Here is an 11,900-nt window from a genome sequence, read left to right as displayed (position 1 = left end):
GCTGTCGAGAAACGGAGCAAGGAAGCTGGAGGTCATGGCGCCGGCAGCGGGGCCGGCAAAGGCGCGCATCCTGGCCGTGGATGACGACGAGCGCAATCTGCTGGCGATCGGCGAGGTTCTGGCCCCTATCGGTGAAGTCGTTTGCGTGCAGTCGGGCGAAGAGGCGTTGCGCGCACTGCTGAAGGACGATTTCGCCGTCATCCTGCTGGATGTGCTGATGCCCCGGCTGGACGGCTACGAGACCGCTGGATTGATCCGCCAGCGCGAGCAATCCAGGCGAACGCCGATAATTTTTCTCACCGCCATCAACAAGGAAGACGCGCACCTGCTGCGCGGCTATGACGCCGGCGCGGTGGATTACGTGTTCAAGCCTTTCGACCCGGCCATGCTGCGTTCCAAGGTCGCCGTGTTCGTCGAACTTCATGAGAAGACGCTCGAAATCCAGCAAAAGGCGGCTGCCGAGCAACGGCTGCTGGCCCAGGCACTGCAGGCGCAGAAGGAAAAGCTCGAGGCCGAGCGGGCGCTGCGCAGCGCACAGGAGCGGCAGCATGCCATTTTGAGCTCTCTTCCGGTCTGCTTCCACGCAAGGGCGGCGGAGCCGCCGTTCGGCGCCAGCTTTGTCACCGAAGGGGTCGAACGCCTGACCGGCTTTCCTGCGGAACGGCTGACCGCCGATCCAGGCTTCGGCCTGAGCCGCGTTCATCCCGACGATCTGCCGAGAGTGAGGGAGGTCCTGCTCGCAGCCAAGGCCACCGGCTCCTACACCTGCGAATTCCGCTGGCAATGCGCCGACGGCAATTACCGGATTTTTCTCGACCAGGGCGTCCTGTCGAATGGCTCCGACGGCCGGAAGCCCGAGATCCTCGGCACATTGCTGGACGTTACCGAGCGGCGCGAGCTTGAGGACCAGCTGCTGCAGTCGCAGCGCCTCGACGCGATCGGCAAGCTTACCGGCGGCCTGGCGCATGATTTCAACAATCTGCTTGCCGCAATTCTCAGCGGATTGGGATTGCTCGAGCGCCATGCCGAGTTCGACGGACAGACCAGGCAGGTTCTGGAACTGACACGCCGGTCGGCAAAACAAGGCGCCGAGCTCGTCAACCGCATGCTTGCCTTCTCGCGCCGCCAGACGCTGAGGCCGCAGGCCGTGCGCCTCGCCGCGCTCGGCGATACAATGAACGGGTTGGTGGCCCCGGTCCTGGGCGGCCTGATCCGTTTCGATTGGCTTGTCGACGACGCTGTGTGGCCGGCGCATGTCGATGCCAGCCAGCTGGAGCTCGCGCTGATGAACCTGGTCTTCAACGCGCGCGATGCCATGCCGTCCGGCGGCACGATAATCGTGGAGGCACAAAATCGAACGCTAGGCCGTGCAGCCGAGGATATTTCGGCGGGCGACTATGTCGTGGTCACGGTCAAGGACACGGGGTCGGGCATACCGGCTGACATTCTCGCCAAGGTCGTCGAACCGTTCTTCACCACAAAACCGGTCGGCAAAGGCACTGGCCTCGGTCTGAGCACGGTGCATGGTTTCGTCAAGCAATCGGGCGGCACGCTTCGCATTGAAAGCACCGTCGGCAGTGGAACATCCGTCCAGCTCTGGCTGCCGCGTTCAATCGAGCGTCCGGTCGAAATCCCCGAGAAATCCGATGCCGACGATACCGTCGTGAATGCCGGCGAGGACTATCCATCGGTCCTGCTGATCGACGACAGCAATGTACTGCGGGAACTGACGGCCCAATCGCTTCGCCAACATGGCTTTGCGGTTACCTGTGCCGGGGGCGGTGCTGAAGCGCTGGCGATGATCGAGCGGGCGCCGTACGATTTCGATGTCATCGTCACCGATTTTGCCATGCCGCTGGTCTCGGGCCTGGAGGTCATTCGGTTCGCCCGCAATCTGCGGTCCGATTGGCCGGCGGTGATGATAACGGGATATGCCGATGCCGACGCGATCGCCGACCGGCCCCCCGACGTGCCGCTGCTCGGCAAACCGCTGCGCGACAAGGATCTGGTGGAGAGCATTCTTGCAGCGGCCGCGCGCGCCGGCTCGCAGAAAGCCAGGCAGGCCCAGCCGGTGAAAGGCGGGTACCGGTTTTCGACCTGAGGAGACAAGCCTCATCGAATCGAAACGGTACGTTCCGTATCCTCGATCGTCCGCGACATCCAGCCTGTGCGCAACACGGAGCGCCGGCCATGCCGCGCTCGACGGGCTGTGATGCGATTGATAAGCCCTCTCCGCAAGGAGAGTCGAGACATGACCGTTGCGATCGAGATGGGCCAGACGAGCGCAGGCGCCCCGGCGGCGCTGGATCTCGAGGAGCTGCTGGCGACCCGCCTTTTGGTGCAGGGCAATTCGGGCTCCGGCAAGTCCCACCTGCTGCGCCGGCTCTTGGAGCAGAGCGCGCCCTGGGTGCAGCAGACCATCATCGACCCCGAAGGCGACTTCGTGACGCTGGGCGACCGTTTCGGCCACCTGGTGATCGACGCCGAGGAGCATACCGAGCGCGGCCTGCAGAGCGCCGGCGAGCGGGCGCGCATCCACCGCGTCTCCACGGTGCTCAATCTCGAGGGGCTCGACGCCGAGAACCAGATGCGGCGCGCCGCCGCCTTTCTCGGCGGGCTTTTCGAGGTCGCCCGCGACCACTGGTACCCGATGCTGGTGGTGGTTGACGAAGCGCAGCTGTTCGCGCCGGCTGTCGCCGGCGAGGTTTCCGACGAGGCGCGCAAGCTCTCGCTCGGCGCCATGACCAATTTGATGTGCCGCGGCCGCAAACGCGGGCTGGCCGGCATCATCGCCACCCAGCGGCTGGCCAAGCTTGCCAAGAACGTCGCCGCCGAGGCTTCCAATTTCCTCATGGGCCGGACCTTTCTCGATATCGACATGGCGCGTGCCGCCGACCTTCTCGGCATGGAGCGCCGCCAGGCCGAGGCTTTTCGCGACCTCGAGCGCGGGCAATTCATGGCGCTCGGCCCGGCGCTGTCGCGCCGTCCGCTCGGCTTGCGCATCGGCCCGACCGATACAAGCCCGCGCAACGCGACCCCGCGCCTGATGCCGCTGCCGGAAGCGGCGTTGGAGGATGCCCGCGCCATCATCCTGGCGGCCCCGTCGCCCGAAACCGTCCGGCCGCAGCGCCGCTCGTCGCCGGACCTGCTCGATCAGCTGATGGCGGCGAAGTCGGCGGCGCTGGAAATCCGCCCCGAACCGGTGGAGCCGCCGATCAGCGCCGAGGATCTGGCGGAGCGGCGCGAGCGCGTCGACCGGGTGCTGCGCGCCGTGCTGGCGCAACCCGATGCCGGCTTCCGGGTCATCGGCGTGCTTCATCAGGAGTTCGTGGTCCGCTGCCGCATCGAGGGCCTCGCCTCGGTCGTGCCGGACCTGCCCGAGTTCCGCCGCATGCTGACGCGCGCCCGTGCCGGCCTCGGCTCCGACATGGCGGGCGACGACGCATGGCAGGACGTCTCGGTGCGCGCCTCGCTACTGCCCGAGGATATGCAAGGCGTGTTTATGATGATCGCTCGCGCCGCCAAGGAGGGCTGGCCCTGCCCGAGCGACGCGGCAATCGCCCGCGCCTACGGCTCGCACTCGCTACGCCGCGCCCGGCGCCTGCTGACCTATATCGAGGAACAAGGCCTGATCGTCTGCCAGCTTGATGGCACTGGAAGGCGGACGGTGACGCTGGTGGAGCTCGCCTGGGCGACGGCGCCGGGCGATCCGAATGCGGCGGAGGCGGAGCAGGGGAGGGTGGCTGTTTGATTGGGGTGGTTTAGGCCAAAACTGACGTTACTCAACATCAGCAAAGCGCCATATCCGGACCTTGCCAGTGATGCCGTGAATGTTAAGTCTCGGCTCCGATGCGGACGTTCCGCCCGAGTTCAAAGACTGACCGCGACCGTTCTGCGGCCTTCGCATCGATAGCGCCAATGAGCGGCGTCCCACATCCACTCCTTGTGTCCATTGGGAGGGGTCGATGTGGACCAAGCCCTACTACCCAGGCTTGTGACGAAGCCGATCCAGCGCGTCTCGAAGTGCATTGGCGGCATCGCCACGCTCGTCAGGGGACATCAGCTCCGGTTCAAGTTCCAACCTGAAGTGCGGCAGCTCGGTTCGAACAGCACGACGAGCGGCCGCCAAATTGGCCTTCAGATCGATGACGCGGTAGGTGGCGACGGGATAGGCGATCCCCTTGACCTGGACTTGCCCCAGTTCCTCACAGTCGATTGCGTCCTTCACTTGCGCAAACGTCTCGTAGGAAATGAGGATGGCCCCCGGCGGCGCCTCCTGCTCCAGGCGCGAGGCGAGATTCACGGCGCCGCCGATTATCGTGTAGTCCATCCGGTCCTCGCTGCCGAAGTTACCGACGGTGCAGTAGTCGGTATGGATGCCGATGCGACAGCGCAGCGGTGTTTCGATCCCCATGTCCCGCCAGACTTCGGCAAGCTCGCTAATCCGCTTTTGCATTGCAAGTGCCATCTGCGCGCAAGCCAGCGCGTCCTCCTTGACGCCGCGAGTCTCGGGATCGCCGAAAAACATCAGGATCGCGTCGCCGACATATTTGTCGATCGTCGCGCCGTGATCCGAAGCAATTTTCGACATTTCTGTCAGATAGTGATTGAGTAGTTGGGTGAGATCCTCGGATTCCATTTTGTCAGTGGTCTCGGTAAAGCCGGCGATATCGGAGAAGCATATTGTCAGTTTCTTCCGCTGGCTGGCGATCCTGACCTCCTGGCGGCCGGTGAATATCGAGCGATACACCTGGGGCGCCAGATACTTCGCCAGCTTGCTGGAAAGCGCCTCCAGAACCACGGATTTCTCGGCGAGGTTCTCCTCCCTTTGCTTCAGCTCAGTGATGTCCGAATAGACGGCGACCGTGCCGCCGGCGCTGATCCGCCGCTCGCTGACCATGACCCATCGCCCGTCGCCTCGCCTCTGCACCCAAGGTTCGCCAGGGTTGCGGTGCCGCGAGAGGCGCTCGGCGACCCACTCCTCGACCCGCCCCTCGGCGTCCCTGATGTAGCCGCGCTCAGCGGATCGGCGAATGATTTGCTCGAATGTCGTGCCGGGCGTCAGTTCGGTCTCCAGACCGGTGTAGAGCAATTCGCGGTAGCGGCTGTTGCTGAGGACGAGCCGGTCCTCCCAGTCGTACAGAGCGAATCCTTCGGAGATGCTTTCGATGGCATCGATGAGCCGCTGACGAGCTTCCGCAACGTCGCGCAGGTTCTTTTCCTCGACCTCGACAGCAGTATCCCGGAAGAGTCTCAGCGCTTCGGCCATGCGCCCGATTTCGTCGCTGCCCGCGGCTGGCAGCGGCGCACGAAGATTGCCCCCCGCAATCGCGAGCATGCCTTGGCTCACGGCCCCCAGTCGGGCGAGGAGGCTGCGGTCGACATAGAGCCAGACAACCAGAACCGAACTCAGGAGGCTGAGAAAGGCGGAGCCGAGTACAACCGCGGTGCCGTAGCGCTGGACGAGCGCGGCTTCGCGACCGGACGCAGCGATCTCCTGATCTGCCGTGGCGACCAGGCGATCGACGCCAGCGGTGAGATTGCGCGACAGTCGATTGTTCTCGGCCAGAAGCCTTTCGCCCTGTGCCAGGACAGCAAACTCGTCCTCCCGCACCTTGGGGATGCTGTCCTCGCCGTCGGTCAAACCCCTGAACTCGTCAACACGCTGCCGGAAGCGGGTCCGCAGCTTTTCGTCGATCTCCGTGGAAACCTTTTCAAGAGCAGTGAGCGAACGGCGTAGCGGAAAAAGGATCAACGCCAGGTCGCCCGGCGTCGGCGCGTTCGCGACCTTCACCAGCGCGTCGTTGACCGCCGAGATCTCCAGCTGCGCCTTCTGCTGGGGAATGTAAGCCGCAATCGCCTGGACCAGGTCGGCCATCGCCGCTGCGCGTCGATCGGGCGACAGCGACGTGTCGGCCGCGACCGCCCGCCATTGCGGGAGCCTGGAATCCATTACTAGGATGCCGGTGGCCACAAGGCGCTGGCTTCCGGTCGTCGTCGCGGCGAGGCGGTTCAGGAGCTCCTCCTTGCGGGCGACCACGTCGAGCCGGGCGACAACAAGAGAGTCGAGCTCCTTCAGGTTGCGCCTCAGAACAATCGCGGCTTCCTCGATCTCGGCCAAAGGCACTGTGCCCAACGTGGCATCCCGGAGGTCCGTGCGCAGGGCCTCGAGGCGGGACATCTCGAGCGCGACGGCAGCCGAGACCTCGCTGTGCTGAGCCCTGCTTGTCGCTGCTAGCACCGATGGCGCGGCAGCAGCGACCCGTTCGGCCTGGCGCGACAGCTGGAGGGAGGCGAGCGCCGACGGCACTCGATCCGTGGTAATTCGGTCCACGACGTCGCCAACCTGGAGGAAGGCATAAAGCGCCGCAGCGGTTGCCAGCACCGCAAGGGCGCTGATCCCGAAAAAGGCGAGCAACAGCCGGCCGCGTATGCCGAGGCGTTCAAGCTCGGCGAGTCGGAACAGTCCGGCCACACTGGTCTGCATCAGACTAGACATCTCAGCCGGCACGCCGGCGATCAGCGAACCCTATTCAACCGGCACGTACTCTCCGCCGCGCCAGACGTACCAAACCCAACTCTGCTTCGTGAGGTCGCCCTTGTCGTCGAAATCGACCCGGCCGATGACGGTGTCGAATTCCTGTTCGTGCAGTGCCGCAATGATGGCCTTCTGCTCCAGCGAACCTGCCTTCGAGACTGCCTGGGCCCAAACCTGGACCGCGCAGTAGCTCAACAGCGTGTAGCCCGCGGGTTCGAAATTCTCCGCACGGAACTGCTCAACGACCGCGGCCGCTTCGGGGCTTCGCCTCGGGTCCGCCGGGAACGTGAAGAGGGTCCCCTCCGCCGCGGGGCCGGCGATCAGGGCAAATTCCTCGGTCGCCAAAGCATCTCCGGATATGAGCTGAACCGTGTAGCCACTGTCGTGTGCAGCGCGAGCAATCAGCGCAACCTCGGCATGATACCCACCCACATATAAGGCGGAGACGCCGGCGGTCTGCAACGTAGCGACCTCGGCCGAATAGTCGTCCTTCCCGGGAATGTATGCGTCGTAAACGGCCTCAGTCACGCCCCGCTTGTTCAGCTGCTTCCTGGTCTCGTCGGCGAGACCCTTCCCATAGGTCGAATTGTCGTGGAGGATCGCAATCTTCTTGTTGCCCCAGCGATCGGCAAGGTAGTTGCCGGCGATGAAACCTTGCGCGTCGTCGCGGCCAATAGTGCGAAAGACATTGGCACGGCCCTGTTCGGTCAGCTGCGGATTGGTCGAGCCTGGGGATATCTCAACGACGCCTGCCTCCTCGTACACTTTTGATGCGGGGATCGAGGCCCCGGAGCAATAATGCCCGACGACGAGCACGACCCCGTCAGCCACCAGCTTCTTGGCGGCCGCCACAGCTTGCTCGGGATCGCAGAAGTCATCGACCGAGATGAGCCTCACCTTCTGGCCGAGCACGCCGCCCGCCGTGTTGACGTCGGCCACTGCCATCTCCGCGCCGCGCTGTCCCTGCTCGCCGATCCAGGCGAGCCGTCCCGTCATCGCAGCCGAGACGCCGATCAGCACCTCCGCCCGCGCGGAGCTGAACACGGCCGGGAGAACTAAGATCGCTATGGCGATGATGCGGTGCATGTGTGCACCCCCTTAACTGTAGCTTACGCCAATCCCGTCAAAGCCGACAGCCCCTTCGGCAAGCGCGACTGTCTCGGGCTGCTATTGCAGTGCACACCCAATTTGGCGAAGCAAGCATACACTGGAATGGCGTGTCATAACTTCGTTCGCTGAGGTCGGAATCGCGCGCCAAATCCGGACGTTACCACTGACCGGAGTAAGCGTCGTGATTGGGTCAAAGCAGCCCCCCGCCTCAGCTTCCCCCTATCTCTCCTCCACAATCCGCAAATAGGCCGCCGTCACAAACAGCACGATTAACCCAAACAATATCCACCACGCCCCTTCCGGCATCTGCAAAATCGTCAGCAGCGTCGTCAGCGCGGTGGGGATCAGCGCCGTTGATCGTGCCGGTGCAGCCGCCGCGGCCGCCGAAGATCGAGGTGCCGCCGACGACGGCGGCGGCCACCCAAGGCAGCACCAGCGGGTCGGCGAGCGACGGCCTTGATCAGGCCGATGTAGTGCAGTGCCGACGAGCACGCTCGAGATAACGTAGAGCGCGGTGATCACCTGCCAGCAGCGTACGCCGGACAGGCGCGTTGCCCGTTCGTTGTCGCCGACCGCCGCCCGCGACGCTAGCCGTCGCGTCCAATTCCTCAGGCGGCGCCTGGACGCCGGCTTTGTTTCCGTGAATCTCGCGATGCCGCATTGCACAATCGTCTCGCCTGCGCAAAATGCGGCATGATCCGCAAATCCCTCACTGTCCTGGTGATCGATGAGAACCACATCCGCGCTTCGATAATCGAAGCGGGATTGCGGGAGGCCGGGCATCAGCAGGTCACGGTCATCCATGACGTCGCCGGCATAGCGCGGCGGATCGCCGAGATCGAACCCGACGTGATCGTCATCGATCTCGAAAATCCCAACCGCGACATGCTCGAAAACATGTTCCAGCTTTCGCGCGTGGTGAAGCGGCCGATCGCCATGTTCGTCGACCGCTCCGATCAGGCTTCGATCGAAGCAGCGGTGGAAGCCGGAGTGTCGGCCTATGTCGTCGACGGCCTGCGTCAGGAGCGGGTCAAGCCGATCCTCGACATGGCAATCAGCCGCTTCAATGCGTTTTCGCGCATGGCGCGCGAACTGGAAGAAGCCCGCAGCGAATTGGAAAGCCGCAAGGTGATCGATCGCGCCAAGGGCATCCTGATGAAGTCGCGCGGCCTGTCGGAGGACGCGGCGTATACGCTGCTGCGCAAGACCGCCATGAACCAGAACCGCAAGATCGCCGAGATCGCCCAGAGCCTGGTAACGGCGGCAGGCCTGCTGGATCCCGAGGAGAGTTGAGAATGGCGGCCGAGCACCGGATCAATGCTGGCTTCATGCCGCTCTTCGACAGCGCTGTCCTCGTTGCGGCAAAGGAAATCGGCTTCGCCCTGCGCGAAGGCATCGACCTGACGCTAAACCGGGAAACGTCCTGGGCCAACATCCGCGACCGCATCGCCATCGGCCATTTCGATCTGGCGCATATGCTGGGGCCAATGCCGATCGCCTGCAATCTGGGGCTGACGCCGCTCGCCTCCGATACCGTCGTGCCGTTCTCGCTCGGCCTCGGCGGCAATTGCGTGACGGTTTCGAACGCGGTCTGGGTGGGCATGGCCGCGCACGGCGCCCAACCCGATCTCGATCCGGCGCGGGCCGGCAAGGCGTTGGGAGCGCTGATTCGTGAACGGGCGAATGGCGGCGGCGATCCGCTTCGCTTCGCCGTCGTCCATCCGCACTCCGGTCACAATTACGAATTGCGCTACTGGCTCGCCGCCTGTGGCATCGACCCGTCGCGTGAAATCGAGATCGTCATCGTGCCGCCCCCCTTCATGGCCGACGCACTCGCCGCCGGCAGGATCGACGGCTACTGCGTCGGCGAACCCTGGAACAGCGCCTCGGTCGTCACCGGCACCGGCCATGTCGCCACGGTCAAGGCGGCCATCTGGAAGACCAGCCCCGAGAAAGTCGTCGGCGTGCGCATGGCATGGGCGGAAAGAGAGCCGGACGCGCTTTCAGCCCTGCTGCGTGCGCTTCATCACGCGGCGCGCTGGTGCCAGGATCCGGCAAACCGTGACGAACTCGCGGCCCTGATGGCGCAGCCGGCCTTCCTCGGGCTTGCGCCGGCGCTGCAGATGCCGATCCTTAGCGGGCATCTGGCGCTCGGCGGCGGCGCCGAACTGAGTGTCGGCGACTTCTTTCTGCCCTTCAACAAGGCGGCGAACTTCCCGTGGAAGAGCCATGCGCTGTGGTTCTACACGCAGATGGTGCGCTGGGGGCATGTCGCGCACACGCCGGAAAACCTCGCTATTGCCCGCGACTGCTACCGCCCCGATCTCTACCGCTCGGCGTTGAAGCCGCTTGGCGTGGCGCTTCCCGGTGCCAATGCCAAGGTCGAGGGCGCGCTGAAGTCCGCGACTCCGGTCGGTTCGGCGGGGGCAAGCCTGGTGCTCGGTCCCGATGGTTTCTTCGATGGCCAGATCTTCGATCCCGACGAGATCGACGCCTACATTGCCGGCCAGAAATTGGCGCGCGCCGAAGTCTGATCATTTCGGCGGCATTCTTGTGCGCTGCACAAAAAATGTGCGTGCAACTGCGCTAATGAACAATCCTTGGCTTGCTCGCCCAGCGGGCCGGCGCGCCGACGATTTTGGCATGTCGTTGATCTCGTTGATGTTTGTCGTCCATTTCGAAACTGGCACGGTTCCTGCTTTGTAATAGGCAGACTCTTCTCGGAGTCACGGAATGCGCGTCCAATGGCGGGCGCTACAGGCAAAGCTGCCGCTCAGGTCAACACGCGATCCCGGATGGACGGACGCGCGCGGCCTGGCCGGCGGCTTTTTTGTTTTGGTCGAACACGCAATCGACGGCGCCGATCCCAAGCCGCGCCCAACCGGAGATGACGATGACGAAAAGCACCAATAGCCATTCCGCCCAAACGGCGATCAGCCGCCGCGATTTCCTGAGGATCAGCGCGGCCACCGCGGCAACGCTGGCCGCAGCGCGTGCGCTGCTGCCCTCCGGCGCCTATGCGGCGACCGCCTTACCGGAAGTCACGGGCGCCAAGCTCGGCTTCATCGCATTGACTGATGCAGCACCGTTGATGATCGCCAAGGAGAAAGGCCTGTTCGAGGAATTCGGCATGCCCGATGTCGAGGTGCTCAAGCAGGCCTCCTGGGGGGCGACGCGCGATAATCTGGTGCTCGGCGGCGAAGCCAACGGCATTGACGGCGCCCATATCCTGACGCCGATGCCTTATCTGATGCACACCGGCAAGGTGACGCAAAACAAGCAGCCGCTGCCGATGGCGATCGTGGCCCGCCTCAACTACGACTGCCAGGGCATTTCCGTCGCCCAGGAATATGCCGGCACCGGCGTCGGCCTCGACGCCTCAAAGCTGAAGGACGCCTTCGCGGCCAAGAAGGCCGCAGGCAAGGAGGTGAAGGCCGCCATGACCTTCCCGGGCGGCACGCACGATCTTTGGCTGCGCTACTGGCTGGCCGCCGGCGGCATCGATCCCGACAAGGACGTATCGACCATCGTCGTGCCGCCGCCGCAGATGGTCGCCAACATGAAGGTCGGCAACATGGACGTGTTCTGTGTCGGCGAGCCGTGGAACGAGCAGCTGGTTCACCAGGGCGTCGGCTTCACCGCCGCCACCACCGGCGAACTGTGGAAGGGCCATCCGGAAAAGGCGCTCGGCCTGCGCGCCGCCTTCATCGACAAGTACCCGAACGCCACCAAGGCGATCCTGATGGCCGTCATGGAAGCCCAGCAATGGTGCGAAGCCAAGGAAAACAAGGACGAGATGGCCGCCATCATCGGCAAGCGACAATGGATGAACGTGCCGACCGCCGATATCATCGGGCGCCTCAAGGGCGACGTCAACTACGGCAATGGCCGCGTCGCCAACGGCACCGATCTCTACATGAAGTTCTGGCAGGGCGGCGTGTCCTATCCCTTCAAGAGCCACGACAGCTGGTTCCTCGCCGAAAACATCCGCTGGGGCAAGTTCGCGCCGACCACCGACATCAAGGCGCTGGTCGCCCAGGTCAATCGCGAGGATCTGTGGCGAGAAGCGGCCAAGGATCTTGGTGTCGCCGCGGCCGATATCCCGGCGTCTTCATCGCGCGGCGTCGAGACCTTCTTCGACGGCAAGGTCTTCGATCCGGAGAACCCGTCCGCCTATCTCGACAGCCTGAAGATCAAGGCATCGGCCTGAACGGTGCAAACGGCGCTCGCGCCGTTTGTCGCCACAAGCGCA

8 protein-coding genes and 1 pseudogene are annotated in these 11,900 nt (G+C 64.3%); 5 read left to right on the top strand and 4 right to left on the bottom strand.

Features of this window, described 5'->3' with window-relative positions; all coding sequences use genetic code 11:
• Positions 1 to 34: 34 nt before the first annotated feature.
• Both NKJ91_RS05170 and NKJ91_RS05165 read left to right on the top strand, forming a co-directional pair.
• A complete protein-coding gene (locus NKJ91_RS05170) occupies positions 35 to 2,101 on the top strand; it encodes a PAS domain-containing hybrid sensor histidine kinase/response regulator (protein WP_352454714.1) in 2,067 nt (688 codons plus the stop codon).
• 150 nt (positions 2,102 to 2,251) lie between these two features.
• A complete protein-coding gene (locus NKJ91_RS05165) occupies positions 2,252 to 3,751 on the top strand; it encodes a helicase HerA domain-containing protein (protein ID WP_352454713.1) in 1,500 nt (499 codons plus the stop codon).
• 231 nt (positions 3,752 to 3,982) lie between these two features.
• On the opposite strand, the gene NKJ91_RS05160 is transcribed toward NKJ91_RS05165, so the two are convergent.
• The 3 genes and pseudogenes from NKJ91_RS05160 to NKJ91_RS05150 form a co-directional block, all read right to left on the bottom strand.
• Positions 3,983 to 6,487 (bottom strand): adenylate/guanylate cyclase domain-containing protein, encoded by a 2,505-nt coding sequence (locus NKJ91_RS05160; protein ID WP_352454712.1) that lies wholly within the window; start codon positions 6,485 to 6,487, stop codon positions 3,983 to 3,985.
• Between the two features lie 42 nt (positions 6,488 to 6,529).
• The gene (locus NKJ91_RS05155; protein ID WP_352454711.1) at positions 6,530 to 7,624 is read right to left on the bottom strand and encodes a branched-chain amino acid ABC transporter substrate-binding protein; all 1,095 of its coding nucleotides are present in this window, start codon (positions 7,622 to 7,624) and stop codon (positions 6,530 to 6,532) included.
• A 243-nt stretch (positions 7,625 to 7,867) separates the two neighbouring features.
• Positions 7,868 to 8,224, bottom strand: a pseudogene (locus NKJ91_RS05150) (ABC transporter permease subunit); the annotation flags it as partial.
• Between the two features lie 117 nt (positions 8,225 to 8,341).
• Here NKJ91_RS05150 and NKJ91_RS05145 point away from each other — a divergent pair.
• Together NKJ91_RS05145 and NKJ91_RS05140 are read left to right on the top strand one after the other, a co-directional pair.
• The gene (locus NKJ91_RS05145; protein WP_023676288.1) at positions 8,342 to 8,941 is read left to right on the top strand and encodes an ANTAR domain-containing response regulator; all 600 of its coding nucleotides are present in this window, start codon (positions 8,342 to 8,344) and stop codon (positions 8,939 to 8,941) included.
• Positions 8,942 to 8,943: 2 nt separating this feature from the next.
• Positions 8,944 to 10,182 (top strand): CmpA/NrtA family ABC transporter substrate-binding protein, encoded by a 1,239-nt coding sequence (locus NKJ91_RS05140; RefSeq protein WP_352454710.1) that lies wholly within the window; start codon positions 8,944 to 8,946, stop codon positions 10,180 to 10,182.
• 244 nt (positions 10,183 to 10,426) lie between these two features.
• Here NKJ91_RS05140 and NKJ91_RS05135 read toward each other — a convergent pair whose 3' ends face one another.
• A complete protein-coding gene (locus NKJ91_RS05135) occupies positions 10,427 to 10,555 on the bottom strand; it encodes a hypothetical protein (protein WP_352448433.1) in 129 nt (42 codons plus the stop codon).
• Between NKJ91_RS05135 and NKJ91_RS05130 the strand changes: the two genes are divergently transcribed.
• Complete coding sequence (locus tag NKJ91_RS05130; protein WP_352454709.1) at positions 10,542 to 11,858, top strand: CmpA/NrtA family ABC transporter substrate-binding protein; 1,317 nt, start codon at positions 10,542 to 10,544, stop codon at positions 11,856 to 11,858. The genes NKJ91_RS05135 and NKJ91_RS05130 overlap by 14 nt on opposite strands.
• Positions 11,859 to 11,900 lie beyond the last annotated feature (42 nt).

The organism is Mesorhizobium sp. M0040, assembly GCF_040323505.1.
Lineage (GTDB): Bacteria > Pseudomonadota > Alphaproteobacteria > Rhizobiales > Rhizobiaceae > Mesorhizobium.
This window is presented reverse-complemented; position numbering and strand designations above follow the sequence as displayed.